The sequence below is a fragment of the Georgenia sp. Z1344 genome (assembly GCF_057652375.1).
This window is the reverse complement of sequence record NZ_CM172728.1, coordinates 2444983-2463582: the sequence shown is the minus strand read 5'-3', so window position 1 is coordinate 2463582 and position 18600 is coordinate 2444983. Positions and strand designations below refer to the sequence as shown.

17 protein-coding genes are annotated in these 18600 nt (G+C 74.0%); 2 read left to right on the top strand and 15 right to left on the bottom strand.

What is annotated here, in order from left to right:
• Nucleotides 1-36: 36 nt before the first annotated feature.
• Nucleotides 37-1080 carry a tRNA (adenosine(37)-N6)-threonylcarbamoyltransferase complex transferase subunit TsaD gene (tsaD, locus tag AC24FB_RS11250; protein WP_425713535.1) on the bottom strand — a complete coding sequence of 348 codons (1044 nt, stop codon included), beginning with the start codon at nt 1078-1080 and terminating at the stop codon, nt 37-39.
• 31 nt (nt 1081-1111) lie between these two features.
• Nucleotides 1112-2974 carry a dihydroxy-acid dehydratase gene (ilvD, locus tag AC24FB_RS11245; protein ID WP_425713536.1) on the bottom strand — a complete coding sequence of 621 codons (1863 nt, stop codon included), beginning with the start codon at nt 2972-2974 and terminating at the stop codon, nt 1112-1114.
• Nucleotides 2975-3071: 97 nt separating this feature from the next.
• Between ilvD and AC24FB_RS11240 the strand changes: the two genes are divergently transcribed.
• On the top strand, nt 3072-3860 hold the full coding sequence (locus AC24FB_RS11240; RefSeq protein WP_463653116.1) for a helix-turn-helix transcriptional regulator: 789 nt from the start codon (nt 3072-3074) through the stop codon (nt 3858-3860).
• A 43-nt stretch (nt 3861-3903) separates the two neighbouring features.
• On the opposite strand, the gene AC24FB_RS11235 is transcribed toward AC24FB_RS11240, so the two are convergent.
• The 11 genes from AC24FB_RS11235 to glmS form a co-directional block, all read right to left on the bottom strand.
• Nucleotides 3904-4602, bottom strand: a complete 699-nt coding sequence (locus AC24FB_RS11235; RefSeq protein ID WP_487561467.1) for a succinate dehydrogenase/fumarate reductase iron-sulfur subunit — start codon at nt 4600-4602, stop codon at nt 3904-3906.
• A 50-nt stretch (nt 4603-4652) separates the two neighbouring features.
• The gene (locus AC24FB_RS11230) at nt 4653-6617 is read right to left on the bottom strand and encodes a fumarate reductase/succinate dehydrogenase flavoprotein subunit (protein ID WP_425713539.1); all 1965 of its coding nucleotides are present in this window, start codon (nt 6615-6617) and stop codon (nt 4653-4655) included.
• A gap of 10 nt (nt 6618-6627) precedes the next feature.
• Entirely contained in the window at nt 6628-7329 is a 702-nt protein-coding gene (locus AC24FB_RS11225; protein WP_425713540.1) for a succinate dehydrogenase cytochrome b subunit, read from the bottom strand.
• A gap of 140 nt (nt 7330-7469) precedes the next feature.
• Nucleotides 7470-7949, bottom strand: a complete 480-nt coding sequence (rimI, locus tag AC24FB_RS11220; RefSeq protein ID WP_425713541.1) for a ribosomal protein S18-alanine N-acetyltransferase — start codon at nt 7947-7949, stop codon at nt 7470-7472.
• Nucleotides 7946-8629 carry a tRNA (adenosine(37)-N6)-threonylcarbamoyltransferase complex dimerization subunit type 1 TsaB gene (tsaB, locus tag AC24FB_RS11215; protein ID WP_425713542.1) on the bottom strand — a complete coding sequence of 228 codons (684 nt, stop codon included), beginning with the start codon at nt 8627-8629 and terminating at the stop codon, nt 7946-7948. Before tsaB ends, rimI begins: the two co-directional genes overlap by 4 nt.
• A gap of 20 nt (nt 8630-8649) precedes the next feature.
• Nucleotides 8650-9624 (bottom strand): hypothetical protein, encoded by a 975-nt coding sequence (locus AC24FB_RS11210; protein ID WP_425713543.1) that lies wholly within the window; start codon nt 9622-9624, stop codon nt 8650-8652.
• Complete coding sequence (gene tsaE / locus AC24FB_RS11205) at nt 9621-10271, bottom strand: tRNA (adenosine(37)-N6)-threonylcarbamoyltransferase complex ATPase subunit type 1 TsaE (RefSeq protein ID WP_425713544.1); 651 nt, start codon at nt 10269-10271, stop codon at nt 9621-9623. Before tsaE ends, AC24FB_RS11210 begins: the two co-directional genes overlap by 4 nt.
• Entirely contained in the window at nt 10268-11464 is a 1197-nt protein-coding gene (gene alr / locus AC24FB_RS11200) for an alanine racemase (RefSeq protein WP_425713545.1), read from the bottom strand. The genes tsaE and alr overlap by 4 nt, the downstream gene beginning before the upstream one ends.
• A 23-nt stretch (nt 11465-11487) precedes the next feature.
• Nucleotides 11488-13116: an NAD(P)H-hydrate epimerase gene (locus AC24FB_RS11195; RefSeq protein ID WP_425713546.1), complete on the bottom strand. Its 1629-nt coding sequence runs from the start codon at nt 13114-13116 to the stop codon at nt 11488-11490.
• Nucleotides 13116-13457 carry a holo-ACP synthase gene (locus tag AC24FB_RS11190; protein ID WP_425713547.1) on the bottom strand — a complete coding sequence of 114 codons (342 nt, stop codon included), beginning with the start codon at nt 13455-13457 and terminating at the stop codon, nt 13116-13118. Before AC24FB_RS11190 ends, AC24FB_RS11195 begins: the two co-directional genes overlap by 1 nt.
• A 24-nt stretch (nt 13458-13481) precedes the next feature.
• A complete protein-coding gene (glmS, locus tag AC24FB_RS11185) occupies nt 13482-15335 on the bottom strand; it encodes a glutamine--fructose-6-phosphate transaminase (isomerizing) (protein WP_425713548.1) in 1854 nt (617 codons plus the stop codon).
• A 41-nt stretch (nt 15336-15376) separates the two neighbouring features.
• Here glmS and coaA point away from each other — a divergent pair, with 41 nt between their 5' ends.
• Nucleotides 15377-16369 (top strand): type I pantothenate kinase, encoded by a 993-nt coding sequence (gene coaA / locus AC24FB_RS11180; RefSeq protein WP_425713549.1) that lies wholly within the window; start codon nt 15377-15379, stop codon nt 16367-16369.
• A 14-nt stretch (nt 16370-16383) separates the two neighbouring features.
• Here coaA and AC24FB_RS11175 read toward each other — a convergent pair whose 3' ends face one another.
• Both AC24FB_RS11175 and glmM read right to left on the bottom strand, forming a co-directional pair.
• Nucleotides 16384-17160, bottom strand: a complete 777-nt coding sequence (locus AC24FB_RS11175) for a DedA family protein (protein ID WP_425713550.1) — start codon at nt 17158-17160, stop codon at nt 16384-16386.
• Between the two features lie 5 nt (nt 17161-17165).
• Nucleotides 17166-18530 (bottom strand): phosphoglucosamine mutase, encoded by a 1365-nt coding sequence (gene glmM, locus AC24FB_RS11170; RefSeq protein WP_425713551.1) that lies wholly within the window; start codon nt 18528-18530, stop codon nt 17166-17168.
• Between the last annotated feature and the right edge of the window lie 70 nt (nt 18531-18600).

Genomic DNA, 18600 nt, shown 5'->3' with positions numbered 1-18600 from the left:
CGGGCTGACGGGCTGACGGGCTGAGGTTCCCTCCCGTCAGACGAGCACGCTGGTCGTCGGCATCGCGGAGTCGGCACCGAAGTCCAGGTCCGACGCCGGAAGACCCGCCTCGACGACCGCGCTCCCCAGCGCGGCGATCATCGCACCGTTGTCGGTGCAGAACCTGATCGGCGGGATCCGCACGTCGACCCCGGCCTCCGCCCCGCGCTCGGCGAGCAGCTCGCGCAGCCGGGAGTTGGCGGAGAATCCCCCTCCGACGACGAGGACCTCCGCCCCCCTGTCCGCGCACGCCCGGAGCGCCTTGGTGACGAGGACGTCGGCGACCGCCTCGGAGAAGCCGGCCGCGACGTCCGCCGCCGGGATCTCCTCCCCGCGCGCCGTCCGGGCCTCGAGGTCGCGGGCGACCGCGGTCTTGAGGCCGGAGAACGAGAAGTTGTACGCGTGCCGCTCGCGGTCCTTCGGCGCGGTCAGGCCCCGCGGGTAGCGGATCGCCTCCCGGTCGCCGGTGGCGGCCAGCCGGTCGACGTGCGGGCCGCCCGGGTACGGCAGGCCGAGCAGGCGACCCACCTTGTCGAAGGCCTCGCCGGCGGCGTCGTCGAGGGTCTCGCCGAGCAGCGTGACGTCGGTGATGTCGTCCCCGACGGCGAGCAGGGTCGTGTGCCCGCCGGAGACGACGAGCGCCACCGACCGGGCGGGGACGGGCCCGTGCACGAGGGCGTCGACGGCCGCGTGCCCGATGACGTGGTTGACGCCGAGGAGCGGCCGGTCGATCGACAGCGCGAGCGCCTTCGCCGCCGCCACCCCCACCGTGAGCGAACCGACGAGCCCGGGGCCCGCCGTCACCGCGACGGCGTCGACGTCCGTGAGGTCGACCTCCGCGCGCTCGAGGGCCGCGTCGAGCGTGGGCCCGAACGCCTCGAGGTGGGCGCGCGACGCGATCTCCGGGATGATCCCGCCGAACCTCGCGTGGTCGTCCATCGACGACGCCGTGACGTCGGTGAGCAGCTCCGTGCCCCGGACCAGCGCCACGCCGGTCTCGTCGCAGGAGGTCTCGATGCCGAGGACGAGCGGTGAGGTCACCCGAGGATGGTACGCGCGGCGCGGTTCCGGCTCAGACGGTCTCCGGGACGAGCCGGACCGCCCCCTTGTCGGCGGACTGGGCGAACGCCGCATAGGCCCGGAGCGCCGGGGTGACCTTCCTGGGCCGCGGCTCCCGCGGCCGGTAGCCTCCGCCCTCCTCGAGGGCCGCCCGACGCCGCTCGAGCTCGTCGTCCGGGACCTCGAGCCGCATGCTGCGCCGGGGGATGTCGATGGTGATCGTGTCCCCCTCCTCGACGAGCGCGATCGTGCCGCCTGCCGCTGCCTCGGGCGAGACGTGCCCGATCGACAGCCCCGAGGTGCCGCCGGAGAACCGCCCGTCGGTGATGAGCGCGCACGCCTTCCCGAGGCCGAGCCCCTTGAGGTAGGAGGTCGGGTAGAGCATCTCCTGCATCCCCGGTCCGCCCTTGGGTCCTTCGTACCGGATGACGACGACGTCGCCCTCGCTCACCTCCTTGCCGAGGATCCGCTGCACGGCCTCCTCCTGCGACTCGCAGACCACTGCGGGCCCGGTGAACGTCCAGATCGACTCGTCGACGCCTGCCGTCTTGACGACGGCGCCGTCGGGGGCGATGTTGCCGCGCAGGACGCCGAGGCCGCCGTCCTTGGAGTAGGCGTGCGCGAAGGAGCGGATGCAGCCGTGGGTGTCGTCGAGGTCGAGCCCGGCCCAGCGCTCGGACTGGGAGAACGCCGTCGAGGAGCGTCGCCCGCCGGGGGCGGCGTGCCACAGCTCGACGGCCTCGTCCGTCGCGCGCCCGCTGCGCACGTCCCACTCGTCGAGCCAGGCGCCGAGCGTCTGCGCGTGCACCGTGTGGACGTCCTCGTCGAGCAGCCCGGCGCGGCGCAGCTCGCCCAGCAGGGCGGGGATGCCGCCGGCGCGGTGGACGTCCTCCATATAGTAGGTCCGGCCCTCGGCGACGTTGGGGGCGACCTTCGCCAGGCACGGCACGCGGCGCGAGACCTCGTCGATCTCCTCGAGCCCGAACGCGACCCCGGCCTCGCTCGCCGCCGCGAGCAGGTGGAGGATCGTGTTGGTCGAGCCGCCCATCGCGATGTCGAGCGCCATCGCGTTCCCGAACGCCGCAGGCGTCGCGATGCTCAGCGGGAGGACGGTGTCGTCGTCGTCCTCGTAGTACCGGCGCGTGATGTCGACGACGAGCGAGCCGGCCTTCTCGTACAGCGCGCGACGGGCGGTGTGGGTGGCGAGGACCGAGCCGTTCCCGGGCAGCGAGAGGCCGATCGCCTCGGTCAGGCAGTTCATCGAGTTCGCGGTGAACATGCCGGAGCACGAGCCGCACGTGGGGCAGGCCGCCTCCTCGATGCGCATGAGGTCGGCGTCGGACACACTCTCGTTGACGGCCTCGGACATCGCGTCGACGAGGTCGAGGGTGCGCACCGTGCCGTCGACGAGCGTGGCCCGGCCGGACTCCATCGGCCCGCCCGAGACGAACACCGTGGGCACGTTGAGCCGCAGCGCGGCGAGCAGCATCCCGGGCGTGATCTTGTCGCAGTTCGAGATGCACACGAGCGCGTCCGCGCAGTGCGCGTTGACCATGTACTCCACCGAGTCGGCGATGAGGTCGCGCGAGGGCAGGGAGTAGAGCATGCCGTCGTGCCCCATGGCGATGCCGTCGTCCACCGCGATCGTGTTGAACTCGCGGGCGATGCCGCCGGCCTCCTGGATGGCCTCGGAGACGATCCGGCCGACCGGGGCGAGGTGGGTGTGGCCGGGGACGAACTCGGTGAAGGAGTTCGCCACGGCGATCACCGGCTTGCGGCCGATGTCGCCGCCGGCCACGCCGGAGGCGCGCATGAGGGCGCGGGCGCCGGCCATGTTGCGGCCGTGGGTGACGGTGCGGGAGCGGTACGCGGGCATCCACCCATCCTCCCCCGCCCCGGCCGGCCGACCGGACGATCCGGGGCCGAGAGCCGGATGCGGGTGGTACCGGTACTCGCAGTACCATCTCCGGGTGATCCGTCCGCGCACTCCCCGGCGCGTCGAGCTGGGCGACTTCCTCCGGGTCCGGCGCCTCGCGTCCGACCGTGCCGCGCTCGGCCTCCCGACCCCGCCCCGCCGCGGCGGCGCGGGCCTCAGCCGCGAGGAGGTCGCCACCCTGTCCGGCGTGAGCGCCAGCTGGTACACGTGGCTCGAGCAGGGGCGCGACACCAACGTCTCGCGCCAGGTCCTCCTCGCCGTGGCCCGCGTCCTGCGCCTCACCGACGACGAGACCGCCTACGTCCTCGGTCTCGCCGAGCAGGAGGTCGCCGTCCCGCAGGTGCGCCGCGAGGCCGTCCCGGCCCACCTGAGCCGGCTCGTCGACGCGCTCGACTTCCCCGCCTTCGTCGTGACGACGGACTGGGCGATCGTCGCCTGGAACGCGGGCTACGCGTGGCTCTACCCGCGCATCGCGGACGTGGACCCGGCCGACCGGAACCTGCTCTGGCTCGTCTACACGGACCCAGACCTGCGGGAGATGCTCCCCGACTGGGAGCAGGACAGCCGGCGGTTCCTCGCCGAGTTCCGGGCGGAGTCCGGCGTCCGCCTGGCGGGCGCGGAGCACAGGGCCGTCGTCGACCGGCTGTCGGCGGCGAGCGAGGAGTTCCGCACCCACTCCGCCGAGATGGCCGTCTCCCGGTTCGAGTCGCGCACGCGCACGTTCCGGCACCGAGAGCTCGGGCTGCTCGAGTTCGAGCACCACCGGCTCGTGCCCGCCGACGCGGTCGACCTGCACGTCGTCATGTACGTGCCGGTCAGGTCGTAGCCGCGGTCAGGACGAGGCGCGCCCACCGGCGAGCGCCGCGCGATCAGGACGAGGCGCGCCCGCCGACCGCGGCGCGGCCGAGGTCGGAGTTGAGCTGGGAGATGACGTCGAGCGGGATCTCCTTGGGGCACACGGCAGCGCACTCGCCGATGTTCGTGCACCCGCCGAAGCCCTCGGCGTCGTGCTGGGCGAGCATGTCGACCACGCGGGCCTGTCGCTCGGGCTGGCCCTGCGGCAGCATCCCGAGGTGCGTGACCTTCGCGCCGAGGAAGAGCATCCCCGAGGCGTTGGGGCAGGCCGCCACGCACGCGCCGCACCCGATGCAGGCGGCGGCCTCGAACGCGCGGTCCGCGTCGTTCTTCGGCACCGGGGTGGCGTGCGCGTCCGGGGCGGCGCCCGTGTTGACGGACACGTACCCGCCGGCCGCGATGATGCGGTCGAAGGCGCCGCGGTCCACCACGAGGTCCTTGACCACCGGGAAGGCGTCGGCGCGCCACGGCTCGATCGTGATGGAGTCGCCGTCCTTGAAGGACCGCATGTGCAGCTGGCAGGTGGTCGTCACCTCGGGCCCGTGGGCCACGCCGTCGATGACGATGCCGCACGCGCCGCAGATGCCCTCGCGGCAGTCGTGGTCGAACGCGATCGGGTCCTCGCCGGCGGCGAAGAGCTGCTCGTTGAGGACGTCGAGCATCTCGAGGAAGGACATGTGCTCGGAGACGTCGTCGAGCCGGTAGGAGTGCATCGACCCCTTCGCCTCGGGCCCGGACTGACGCCACGCGTTGATGGTGATCTTCACTTGTAGCTCCGCTGCTTCATCTCGACGTACTCGTAGGTGAGGTCCTCCTTGTGGAGCACCGGGACGCCGTCGGCGCCGTGCTCCCAGGCGGCGACGTACGCGAACTCGTCGTCGTGCCGCAGGGCCTCCCCCTCCTCGGTCTGCGACTCGGCACGGAAGTGCCCGCCGCACGACTCCCTGCGGTGCAGGGCGTCGATGCACATGAGCTCGCCCAGCTCGAAGAAGTCGGCCACGCGGCCGGCCTTCTCGAGGCTCTGGTTGAGCTCCTCGTTCGTGCCGGTCACCTTGACGTCGCGCCAGAACTCCTCGCGCAACGCCCGGATCTTCTCGATCGCGGTCCGCAGGCCCTCCTCGGTGCGCTCCATCCCGCAGTACTCCCACATGATCGAGCCGAGCTCCTTGTGGAAGGAGTCCACGGAGCGCGTCCCGTCGTTGGACAGGAAGTGCTCCACGCGCTCGCGCACCTGGTCGGCCGCGGCGACGACGTCCGGGTGGTCCGGCGCCACCGGCGAGCCGTGGTTGTCCGCCAGGTAGTCGTTGATCGTGTTGGGCAGCACGAAGTAGCCGTCCGCAAGGCCCTGCATGAGCGCCGACGCGCCCAGCCGGTTGGCCCCGTGGTCGGAGAAGTTGGCCTCGCCGGCCACGAACAGGCCCGGGATCGAGGACTGGAGGTCGTAGTCGACCCACAGCCCGCCCATCGTGTAGTGCACGGCCGGGTAGATGCGCATCGGCACCTCGTAGGGGTTCTCCCCCGTGATGCGCTCGTACATGTCGAAGAGGTTGCCGTACTTGGCCTCGACCGCCCCGCGGCCCATCCGCCCGATGGCCTCGGCGAAGTCGAGGTACACGCCGCGCCGCACACCGTCGACCTCGGGGCCCACCCCCCGCCCGTCGTCGCACATGTTCTTCGCCTGTCGCGAGGCGATGTCACGCGGCACGAGGTTGCCGAACGAGGGGTAGATCCGCTCGAGGTAGTAGTCGCGGTCCCCCTCGGGGATCTCGCGCGGGTCCTTCGTGCAGTCGTCGGCGCTCTTCGGCACCCAGATGCGGCCGTCGTTGCGCAGCGACTCGCTCATCAGCGTGAGCTTGGACTGGTAGTCGCCCGCCTGCGGGATGCACGTGGGGTGGATCTGCGTGTAGCAGGGGTTGCCGAAGTAGGCGCCCTTCTTGTGCGCGCGCCAGGTGGCGGTGACGTTGCAGCCCATCGCGTTGGTCGACAGGAAGAAGACGTTGCCGTAGCCGCCCGAGGCGAGCACGACGGCGTCGGCGAGGTGGGTCTCGATCTCGCCGGTGACCATGTCGCGCACGATGATCCCGCGGGCACGACCCTCGACGACGACGAGCTCGAGCATCTCGTGCCGGGTGTTCATCTGCACCGTGCCGGCGCCGATCTGTCGCTCGAGGGCCTGGTAGGCGCCGATGAGCAGCTGCTGGCCCGTCTGGCCGCGCGCGTAGAAGGTCCGCGAGACCTGCACGCCGCCGAAGGAGCGGTTGTCGAGGAGGCCGCCGTACTCGCGGGCGAAGGGGACGCCCTGGGCGACGCACTGGTCGATGATCTGCTTGGAGACCTCGGCCAGCCGGTAGACGTTGGACTCGCGCGAGCGGAAGTCGCCGCCCTTGACCGTGTCGTAGAACAGCCGGTAGACGGAGTCGCCGTCGTTCTTGTAGTTCTTCGCGGCGTTGATGCCGCCCTGCGCGGCGATCGAGTGCGCCCGGCGCGGGGAGTCCTGGTAGCAGAACGCCTTGACCTGGTACCCGGCCTCGCCGAGCGTCGCCGCCGCCGAGCCGCCGGCCAGCCCGGTGCCGACCACGATGACCGAGATCTTCCGGCGGTTGGCCGGGTTGACGAGCTTGGCGCCGAACTGGCGCTTCTCCCACCGCTCGGCGAGGGGGCCCACGGGCGCCTTGGTGTCCGCGACCGGAGCGCCCTCGCGGTACAGGTCCTGGATCAGTGCAGTCATCTGGGGCGCCTCAATTCACGATGCCGAGGAGGATGGCCGTCGGGCCCGCCATGAACCCGACGAGGAGCAGGAGGGCGACGACGATCGCCAGGCCGTTGAAGGCCGCCTCGCGCCGCTTCGTCGACAGTCCGAGCGTGGCGAGCGCCGACCACACGCCGTGCCGCACGTGGAACGCGAGGAGGACGATCGCGACGAGGTAGATCGCGAACACCCACCAGTGCTCCGGCTGGAACGCCTCGACCATGCGGGCGTAGGGGCTGTCGAACGAGCCGCCGACCTCGATGGTCATCGTGGTGAACTGCAGGATGTGGAAGACGAGGAAGGCGAGGATGATGACGCCGCCCCACCGCATCGTGCGCGACGCATAGCTCTGCTGCAGCGACCGCCTCTTGACGTACCGCGTGGTGCGGGCGCCCTTGGCCCTCTTCCACAGCGTGAACGCCGCGCCCGCGTGGATCACCAGCGAGGCGAGCAGCACGACCCGCATGATCCACAGCATCCCCTGGTGCGGCAGCATCGGGTAGAACGCCTCGCGGAGCCAGTGCGCATATCCGTCGAACGCCTCGGCGCCCTGGAACATCTTGAGGTTGCCGTACATGTGGGACAGGACGAAGAGCACGAAGATCACACCCGTGACGGCCATCGAAGCCTTGAGCGCGACCGTCGTCCTCCGTACCGTCTGCGCCCTCGATGGCGCTGCAGTGGTGGTCACGGGCCGATCCTAACCCCCGCAGATCGGTCGATCCGGGCACCCGCCGAATGCGAGACGAATCGTCCCGAGATTGTCTTTCCGGAGCCTCTCGACACGGTCAAGAACAATTGTCGTGCGTATTTTCGTGCGCCTTTCGTGCGCTATTCCTTCTCGGTGTTCCCGGCGTCCTCGGGGGCTGTGAGATCGAGCCGCATGACGACCGCGTCGCGGCCCGAGCGCTGGTAGTACCGCGGCCGGATCCCGATCTCCTCGAAGCCCCGACGCGCGTACAGGGCGCGGGCGCCGGGGTCGTCGGCCCGCACCTCGAGCAGCATGCTGCGTGATCCGTCACGCCGCGCGCGGTCGACGAGCTCGTCCATCAATCGGGTCGCCAGGCCTCGGCGCCGGTGGTCCGGGTCGATCCCGATCGTCATCACCTGGACCTCCTCACCCGCGGCCGTGCCCGCCCAGCCGACGAGCCGGTCCTCCTCGTCGACGACGGCGAGGTAGGTGCGCCCCACGAGCTCGAGCTCGGTGCGGTAGACGGAGGCCGACCAGTCGTCGGGGCCGAAGAGCACCGGCTCCAGCTCCGCGACCCGGCGCACGTCCGAGGGGCGCAGCGGGCGCAGCCGATAGCTCACGGCGCCACCTGGGCGGGGACGGCGGCGTCGGGCCTGCGCAGGTAGAGCGGCTCGGTGGGGAGGCTCGCGCCGGCGGCGCGGCGCACGAGGGCGAGCCGGGCGAGCGCGCGCGGGAACGCGGCCGGGTCGGGGGTGGGGACGTCGGCCTGCCGGTCGCCCCCGGTGACCTCGTCGGCCTTCTCCCCCACGACGACGACGCCCGGCGCGAGATCGGCACCGACCTGCGCGCCCGCGGCCACGGCGGGACCGGCGAGCACCTCAACCTCGTCCGGCCCGGCCGCCCGGTACCGCCCGTGGTAGACCTCGCGGCGGCGCGCGTCGGTGGCGACGACGACCGTGGCACCCGGGTGCGCGTCGAGCGCGACCCGGGCGACGGCGTCGAGCGAGGGGACGCCGGCCAGAGCGGCGCCCCAGCCGCGCGCCAGCGTCCGCGCGGTGACGAGTCCGACCCGCAGCCCCGTGAACGGCCCGGGCCCGGTGCCCACGACGACGAGGTCGGGGCGGCCGTGCTCGGCGGCGAGCGCGGCGACGGCCGGCGCGAGCTCCTCGGCGTGCCGGCGGTCGTGGGCACCCTCGACCAGTCCGAGGTGCTGCACGAGGGGCGACGCGTCGGGCGCGTCCCCCGCGACGAGCATCGCGGCGACGGGGCGGGACGAGGTGTCGATGACGAGGACGCGCACCGGTCAAGGGTAGGCGCGCGTCAGCCGCGGTGGCTCCATCGGCCCGAGCGGCCCTCGCGGAGCTCGGCGCGGACCCGCGCCCGGAGCCGCTCGGTGGCCGGGGCGGCCGGCGACTCGTCCTCCTCCTCGCTGCCGCGCAGCCAGACGGCGATCCCCGCCGCGAGCAGCACCGCACCGACGGCCACGACGCCACCGACGACGACCCAGCGCACAGAGTCCTCGCGCTCCGCCCCGCCGCTTCCGGAAGGCTCCGGGTCCAGGAGGAACGGCAGGTAGGCGGCAAGGTCCGTCGAGCCGGCGAGCATGCCGCCGGCCCGGTCGTCGAGGGGGCTGACGCGGCCGTGGGCGTAGGCGTACCAGGCGCCGGTCCGCCCGTCCTCGACGACACCGACCTCGGGGTCGAGCTCGGCGAGCGCCGGGCCGAGCCCGGGCACGTCCCGCACCTCGCCGACGTACGTCCCGGTCGCGGTCTCCAGCACGACGACGCCGACCGCCGTCCCGTCGAGCAGCACGGGTGCCACGACCCTCGTCGTGGCCACGACGACGGGCTCCACCGCGTTCCCGACCATGAGGTCGGACGACCAGGCGAGGACGGGTCGTGGCGTCCCCACCGTCAGGTCCTCGGCCCGACCGTCCACGGCATCGGCCAGCACGGTGGGCGCGCCGGACCTCGCGACCGCCTGCGCCTCGACCGTGAACCACCGCTCGACGGTCATCGGGAGCGTGAGCAGGTTCTCGAGCGCGGGGTCGGGCTCGACGGGCCCGTCCGAGTCGGACTCCGAGGGGGCCTCGGTCGGCACCTCGGCGCGTGCGGCGGTCGCCGTGGCCGCGCTCTCGTCGAGCGCCGTCGCGGCCGGTCCCGCGTCGAGCGCCGTCGCGGCCGGTCCCGCGTCGAGCGCCGTCGCGGCCGGTCCGGCGTCGGGCGACGCCGCGGCCGGTCCCGCGAGGAACGCGGCGACGAGCAGGACGAGCAGCGCCGCGGATGCCCGCCTCACCCGGGGCCCGTCACGTCCGAGAGGTCCGTACCGGCCCAGCGCGGTCCGTGCGCGGTGATGTCGATCGTGCGGGGCTCGTCGGCCGGCGGGGCGAGGTCGGTCTCCTGATCGTCCTCCTCGGAGGCCGCCGAATCCTCCGCCTCGCCGGCCACGTCCCCCACCGGCCGGGTGAGCACCACGTCGAGGCGGCTCTCGGCGAGCGCCTCGGCGGTCCCCTCGCCCCACTCGACGACCGTCACCGACTCCTCGAGCGAGCTGTCGAGGTCGAGCGCGTCGAGGTCGCCGGCCCCGGCCAGGCGGTAGGCGTCGACGTGGACGAGCCCCGGCCCGCCGCCCTGCCCCACGTGCTCGCGGGCGATGACGAAGGTCGGCGAGGCGATCGTCCCGCGCACCCCGAGCGCCGCCCCGAGGCCCTGGACGAAGGTCGTCTTGCCGGCGCCGAGCGGGCCCGTGAGCACGAGCAGGTCGCCGGCCCGCAGGTGCGCGGCGAGCCGGGCCGCGAGGGCGCGCGTGTCCTCGGCCGTCGGCGCCGTCGCGCGCCAGGTCGCGCTCACCTGCCGGGCCTGCCCGCCCCGACCCGCGACCTCGGCCTGCCCGGTCCGTCTGTACTGGCCCACCTGCCCGGTGTCCCCGGTCCGTCCCGTCATCGTTCCTCCCGCCCCGCGCCGCCGGCGGCGCCCACGTGCACGCGCGGGACCCGCACGCCGACCGACGTGAGCATCTCGTAGGCGATGGTCCCGGACGCCTCCGCCCAGTCCCAGGCCGACGCCTCGCCGCGCGCGGGGTCGCCGAACAGGACGATGTCGTCGCCGGGCCGGTCCGCCGCCCCCGGCCCGAGGTCGACGACGACCTGGTCCATGCTCACGCGCCCGACCTGAGGGACGCGCCGCCCCGCGGCGCTGAGCGCGACCTGGTTCGAGGCCGCGCGCGGGACGCCGTCCGCGTACCCGAGCGGGACGAGCCCGAGGACCGTGTCCCGCTCCGTGGCGGCGGTGTGCCCGTAGCCCACGGGCGTGCCGGCGGGCGCCTCGCGCGTGAGGACGAGCCGGCCGCTCACCGTCATCACCGGACGCAGGCCGTGCTCGGCCGCGGGGGCGACGTCCTCGGCCGGGGAGACCCCGTACAGGGCGATGCCGGGACGGATCATGTCGAGATGGGTGGCCGGGTGCAGGAGCACGCCCGACGACGCCGCGAGGTGCAGCGGCCCGGGCTCGGTCCCGGCGGCGCGGAGCCGGTCGACGAGCGCGAGGAACAGCTCGGTCTGACGCTCCGTCACGCCGCTGCCGGGCTCGTCCGCGCTCGCCAGGTGGGAGAAGGTCGAGGCCACGCGGACCGACCCCTCGGCGACCGCCGGGCCGAGCCTGGCGGCGAGCTCGTCGACCTGCCGTGGCTCGACGCCGTTGCGGGCCATCCCCGTGTCGAGCTTGAGGTGCACGTCCGCGGCGATGCCGGTCTCCCGGGTCGCGGCGAGGACCTCGTCGAGCATCCACGGGGCACCGATGCCGATCTCGATGTCGGCCCGGAGCGCCGCGGCGAGCGGGGCGCCGGGGGCGTACAGCCAGGCGAGCACGCGACCGCCGGGGCCGAGCCCGTGCCGCAGCGTCAGCGCCTCGGCCAGCTGCGCCACCCCGAGGAGGGTGGCCCCGGCCTCGAGAGCGGTCCGCGCGACGGGCAGCAGTCCGTGCCCGTAGGCGTCGGCCTTGACGACGGCGAGGACGTCGACCCCGCCGGCACGGTCCCGCAGGGTGCGGAGGTTGTGCGCGAAGGCCTCGTGGTCGATCCGCGCCCGCGCCGGCCAGTGGCTCTCCGCGGCGCTCACGCTCCCGCCCTCGTTCGTCACCGCGACAGTGTGCCAGGCGCCGCTCACCGCAGGCCGAACCGCTGGAGGATCCCACCGCCGCGGGCCGACGTCTGCTCGCCCGCCGGGTCGCGCCCGGCCACGAGGTCGGCGACGACGTCAGGCAGGGCGGCCGCGACGTCGCCGGCGACGATCGGCCGACCTGGTGCGTCCCCGGCCGCGCGCAGGCCCGCGCTGCCGTGGACGTGGGCGGCCGCCACGGCGGCGTCGGCGAGCTCGGCGCGGCTGAGCGGGCGCCCCACCGCCTCGGCCCGAGCGCCGGCCGAGGTGAGGAGCGCGCCGAGCACGCCGGCAAGGACGTCGCCGGAGCCGGCGGTCGCGAGCCACGGGACGCCGGCGGAGGCCACGCGCAGCGGTCCGCCCCCGGCGACGACCGTGCGGGCGCCCTTGAGGAGCACCACCGCGCCGGTCCCGTGGGCGATCTCGGTCGCCGCGGCCGCGGGGGCGGCCTCGACCTCCGCGCGGTCCACCTCCGCCGACCGCAGCGTGCTCAGCAGCCGCGCAGCCTCCCCGGGGTGCGGGGTGAGGACGAACGGCACCGTCCCGGCGAGGTCGCCGGTCACCCCGTGCCCGCTGCGGTCGAGCCCGGTCACGAGCGGCAGCGCACCGGCGTCGACGACCGTCGGGGTGCCGTCGCGCAGCGCCCGCTCGAGGGCGGCCGAGAGCCGCTCCCGGTCGGCGCCGTCGGCCGTGCCGGGGCCGACGACGAGGGCCTGGACGCGCCCGTCGGCACCGACGACCTCGGGGTGGGCGGCGAGCACGAGGTCGACGGACCGCCGGTCCGCGAGGTGCCGGACCATGCCGACCCCGGTGCGCAGCGCGCCCGCCACCGTGAGAACGGCGGCGCCCGGGTAGGTCTCCGAGCCCGCGACCACCCCGAGGACGCCGCGGGAGTACTTGTCGTCCTCCCACGAGGGGGTGTGCACGCTCCGCGCGACCTCGGCCCAGCCCGGTTCGACCACGGCCGGCTCGCCCGTCGGCGCCACCCCGATGTCGGACACCTCGATGCGACCGGCGCGGCCGGCCGCCGGCGGGAGGAGGATCCCCGGCTTCGCGGCGATCATCGTCACGGTGACGTCGGCGTGGAGGACCGGCCCGGGCAGGGTCCCGTCGTCGACCCCGATCCCGGAGGGCACGTCGACGGCCACGACCGTGCGCCGCGGCCCCGCGAGCACGGTCTCGGCCACCGCGCGGGCGGGCCCGCGCAGGCCGCCCGTGGCCCCGATCCCCAGCATGCCGTCGACGATCAGCTCGGACCACGACACGAGGTCGGGGACGTCGGTCGCCTCGGGGACGTCGGGCACGGCGGAGCCCGGGGCGGACCGGAGGTCGACCCCGGCCGTGCGCGCCGCGTACAGGCCCGGCGGGTGCACGGAGTCGCCGACCGTGAGGGCGACGACCCGCACGCCCGTCGAGGCGAGCCGGGCCGCGGCCAGCAGCGCGTCCCCGCCGTTGGCACCGGGGCCGACGAGCACGAGCACGCGCGTGCCCGTGAGGTCCTTCGTGGTCGCGCGCAGCTCCGCCTCGACGGCGGCCGCCACGGTGCCGGCCGCCCGTTCCATCAGCGGCACGCCGGCCGCGAGGTGCGGCTCCTCGAGCGTCCTGATCGCCCCGGCCGTCAGTGCGGTCCGCATCAGTCTCCCTCCCCGATCGCCACGGCGGCGGCGATCCCGGCGTCGTGCGAGATCGAGAGGTGCCACCGGACGATGCCGAGCTCGGCCGCCCGGGCCGCCACGGTGCCCCGGATCTCGACGAGCGGCGCGCCGCCGCTCACCCGCCGCACGGTGCAGTCGTGCCAGCGCATGCCCGCGGGCGCACCGAGCGCCTTCGCGATGGCCTCCTTCGCGGCGAACCGCGCGGCGAGCGACGCCGGCGGCAGGTCGCGCTCCTCGGGCGTGAACAACCGCGTGAGCAGCCGCGGCGACCGTTCGACGGCCTCCGTGAACCGCTCGACCGAGCAGACGTCGATCCCCACCGACCGCACCCCCACCGCGGGCCGCTACTCGACCGTGACGGACTTGGCGAGGTTGCGGGGCTGGTCGACGTCGAGCCCCTTCGCCGCGGCCACCTCGGAGGCGAAGATCTGCAGCGGGACGGTCGTCACGAGCGGCATCATGAGGGTGGGCGTGCGCGGCACGCGGATGACGTGCTCCGCGACCTCCTCGACGTCCGTGTCCCCCTCCTCCGCGACCACGATCGTCAGCGCGCCCCGCGCACGGACCTCCTGGATGTTGGAGACGACCTTCTGGTGGAGGACGGGGCGCCGAGGCGTGGGCACGACGACGAACACCGGCTGCCCCTCGTCGACGAGCGCGATCGGCCCGTGCTTGAGCTCGCCGGCGGCGAAGCCCTCCGCGTGGATGTACGCGAGCTCCTTGAGCTTGAGCGCCCCCTCGAGGGCGACGGGGAAGCCGACGTGCCGGCCGAGGAAGAGCACCGAGTCCGTGTCGGCCATCGACCGGGCGAGCTCGCGGACGTGCTCCTCCTCCTTCTCGAGGACCTCCGCGATCTTGTCCGGCATCGCGGCGAGCTCCTCGAGGTAGCCCGCCACCTCCTCCGGGTACTTGTTGCCGCGCAGCTGGGAGAGGTAGAGGCCGAGCAGGTAGCAGCCCGTGATCTGGGCGAGGAACGCCTTGGTCGAGGCGACGGCGATCTCGGGGCCCGCGTGCGTGTACAGCACGGCGTCGGCCTCGCGCGCGATCGTCGACCCGAACGTGTTGACGATGGCCAGGACCTTCGAGCCCTGCTCGCGCGCGTGCCGCACGGCCATGAGCGTGTCCATCGTCTCCCCCGACTGGGAGATCGCGACGACGAGGGTGCGCTCGGTGACGACCGGGTCGCGGTAGCGGAACTCGCTCGCGAGCTCGACCTCGCAGGGGATCCGGCACCAGTGCTCGATGGCGTACTTGGCCACGTGCCCGGCGTACGCGGCGGTGCCGCAGGCGATGATGATGACCTTGTCGACGGTGCGCAGCACCGACTCCTCGATCCGCATCTCGTTGAGGACGAGGCGTCCCTCCTCGTCGCGGCGCCCGAGCAGCGTGTCGCGCACGGCGGCCGGCTGGTCGTGGATCTCCTTGTCCATGAAGGTGGGGAACCCGTCCTTGACCGCCGCGGCCGCGTCCCAGTCCACCGTGTAGCGGCGTCCCTGGGCGGGCGAGCCGTCGAAGCCGACGACCTCGACCGAGCCGGGCGTGATCGTCACGACCTGGTCCTCGTCGAGCTCGAGGGCCTCCTTCGTCCCGGAGATGAACGCGGAGACGTCCGAGCCGAGGAAGTTCTCGCCCTCGCCGAGCCCGACCACGAGCGGGGAGGACCGGCGGGCGCCGACCACCGTGCCGGGCTGGTCGCGGTGCTGGGCGAGGATCGTGAACGCGCCCTCGAGCCGGCCGACGACGGCGAGCATCGCGGCCGTGAGGTCGCCGTCGTAGGCGGCGGCGAGCAGGTGGGCGACGACCTCGGTGTCGGTCTGCGACGTCATCTCCACGCCGGCCTCGACGAGCTCGCGGCGCAGCGGGGCGAAGTTCTCGATGATGCCGTTGTGGATGACGGCGACGGCTCCGTCGCCCCCGACGTGCGGGTGCGCGTTGGCGTCGGTGGGGCCGCCGTGGGTGGCCCAGCGGGTGTGGCCGATCGAGGCCACGCCGTCCGGCACGGGGTCCTGCTCGATCGCGTCGCGCAGGTTCTGGAGCTTGCCCGCCCGTTTGCGGACGACGATCTCCTCACCCGTGTGCACGGCGATGCCCGCGGAGTCGTACCCGCGGTACTCGAGCCGCGCGAGACCGTCCATGGCGATCTCGAGGGGGCGGGTGGACGGGGCGCTGGGGCCGACGTAGCCGACGATTCCACACATGGGAGCGAGGATAACTGCCTCGCCGGTGGCAGAATGTCCGGGTGTCAGCGGACCTCCAGCGACCCGACGACGGATCCCGGGACGGGGCCGAGCACGGCCGCCACCTCACGCCCTACACGGAGCTCGACCGCGAGTCGTGGTCGCGCCTGGCCGAGACGACCCCGCTGCCGCTGACCGACGCCGACGTCGTCAACCTCCGCGGGCTCGGGGACCCGCTCGACCTGTCCGAGGTCGACGTCGTCTACCGACCGCTCTCCGCGCTGCTCCAGCAGTACGTCGCGGCGACGGACCACCTGCACGCCGGCACGGCCCACTTCCTCGGCGGCAGCTACCAGCGCACACCGTTCGTCATCGGGGTCGCCGGTTCGGTCGCGGTCGGCAAGTCGTCGACGTCCCGGCTGCTGCGCGAGCTCCTGCGGCGCTGGCCCCAGACACCGCGGGTCGAGCTCGTGACGACCGACGGGTTCCTCTTCCCCAACGCCGAGCTCGAGCGGCGCGGGCTGCTCGGCCGCAAGGGCTTCCCCGAGTCCTACGACCGGCGCGCGCTGCTGCGCTTCGTCGCCTCGGTCAAGGCGGGCGCGACCTCGGTGTCCACGCCCGTCTACGACCACGTGCGGTACGACATCGTGCCGGGCGAGCGGAAGGTCGTCACGCACCCGGACATCCTCATCGTCGAGGGGCTCAACGTCCTCCAGCCGGCGCGGCCCACCGCCGACCGTTCGTCGATGCTCGCCGTCAGCGACTTCTTCGACTTCTCGATCTACGTCGACGCGCGGACCTCCGACGTCAAGCGGTGGTACGTCGACCGGTTCCTCGCGCTGCGCGAGACCGCGTTCTCCGTGCCCGGCTCGTACTTCCGCCGCTACGCCGACCTCGACGACGAGGAGGGCGCCGCCACCGCCGCGCACATCTGGGAGACGATCAACGCCCCCAACCTCGTGCAGAACATCCTGCCCACCCGCGGCCGGGCCAAGCTCGTCATCACGAAGGACGGCGACCACCGGATGCACCGGATGCTGCTGCGCAAGCTCTGAGCGCCGACGCCGCGCTACGCGACCTGGCCCTCGGTGTCCGAGTCGGACTCCGGGTCCGTGTCCGGCTCGCCGTCGGCTCCGCCCACGCGGTCGGCGGGAGCAGCAGTGGCGGCGGCGTCGTGCTCGTCGTCGTCGTGCTCGTCCTCCTCCTCGTCGTCCAGCCCGAGCTGCGGGAGGAAGCGGCCCTGCGCCCAGCCGAGCACCCGCTCGAGGAGGATCCCGAGGAGGAAACCGCCGACGACGCCGAGCACCACCCCGAGCAGCGGGTGCTCCTTGATCGCCGCGCCCGCGCCGAACCCGAGCGCCACCGCGTAGGTCGCCCAGACGATCGCCGCGATCCCGCTGAGCAGGACGAACCTGGTCCGGGGGTAGTCGACCGCCCCCGCGGTCATGTTGACGGCCACCCGGCCGAACGGGATGAAGCGCGCGGCGAGGATGAGCGCGGCCCCGCGCCTGCCGAGCGTGCGGCGCGCTCCGGCCACGACCTTCGCGCCGCGCCCCCGGTTGAGCACGGGGATGCGGTGCAGCGGGATCGCCATGCCGATCCGGTAGGCGATCTGGTCGCCCACGAACGCACCGACGGCCGCCGCCGGCCACAGGAGGTAGATGTGCGGGCCCTCGCCGTGCGCGGTGAGCGCGGCGGCCGCGATGACGACCCCCTCGCTCGGCGCCGCCGGGAAGAAGCCGTCGACGATGCAGCCCGCGAGGACGATGACGAGGACCCACGGAGACGCCGCGAGGTCGACCATCCAGTCCTGGACGGCGTCGACGAGCGCGAGGACGTCTCCCACGTCGGTCAGGCGGGCAGGGCGAGCCGGTCGGCGACGACCGCGGCCAGGGTCTCCGCCTCGTGGCGGGCCACGTCCTCCGTGCCGGCCTCGACCATCACGCGCACGACCGGCTCGGTGCCGGACGGGCGCAGGAGCACGCGGCCCCCGCCGCCGAGACGCCCCTCGGAGGCCGCGACGGCGTCGGCGACGCCCTCGTCCGTGGCGGCCCCGGCCCGGTCGACGCCCTTGACGTTGAGCAGCACCTGCGGGAGGCGGGTGACGACGGACGCGAGATCGGTGAGCGAGCGCCCGGTCTGGACCACGCGCTGGGCGAGGAGGAGCGCCGTGAGCACACCGTCCCCGGTCGAGGCGTGGGAGGCGGCGATGACGTGGCCCGACTGCTCGCCGCCGAGGACGAACCCGCCGGCGCGCATCGCCTCGAGCACGTAGCGGTCGCCCACGCCCGTCTGGACGGTCGCGATGCCCTCGCGCTCCATCGCCTTGAGGAGGCCGAGGTTGGACATCACCGTGACGACGAGCGTGTCGTGCGCGAGCTCGCCGCGCTCCTTGAGGTCGGTCGCAAGGATGCCCATGATCTGGTCGCCGTCGACCAGCGTCCCGGCGGCGTCGACGGCGAGGCAGCGGTCGGCGTCCCCGTCGAACGCGACGCCGAAGGCGGCGCCGGCGGCCACGGTCACGGCCTGGAGCTGCTCGGGGTGCGTCGACCCGCAGGCGTCGTTGATGTTGTAGCCGTCCGGCGAGGCGTTGAGGACGACGACGTCGGCGCCGGCCTCCCGCAGCGCGGCGGGCGCGATGTCCGAGGCCGCGCCGTTCGCGCAGTCGACGGCCACGCGCAGACCCTTGAGCGGCGTGCTCCCGATCGCGCCGACGAGGTGCTGGATGTAGGTCGCGTCGGCAGCGCCGGCGCCGGCCCCGAGGCGGCCGAGGCCGTCGCCGACGGGGGCGTCGTAGTCGGTGCCGAGGAGCGACTCGAGCCGGTCCTCGACCGCGTCGTCGAGCTTGTAGCCGCCGCGGGCGAAGAACTTGATGCCGTTGTCCGGCATCGCGTTGTGCGAGGCGGAGATGACCACGCCGAGGTCGACGTCGGAGGTCGCGGTGAGGTGGGCGATCCCCGGCGTGGGCAGCACCCCGACATCGTCGACGTCGACGCCCGCCGAGGCCAGGCCCGCGCACATCGCGGCCGACAGCATCTCGCCGGAGACGCGCGTGTCACGGCCGACGATGGCTCGCGGCCGGTCCCCGGCGCCGTGCGCGGCCCCCGAGGCGACGAGCTCGCGCGCGGCGGCCACGCCGAGCTCGAGCGCGAGGCTCGCGGTGATGTCCCGGTTCGCGAGTCCGCGAACCCCGTCCGTGCCGAACAGCCGTGCCATGCGGTCCCCTCCAGAGGTGGTCTCCGTCCGCGCACAGCGTGCCGGACGGCGGCGGGTGCGCGCAGCGGGG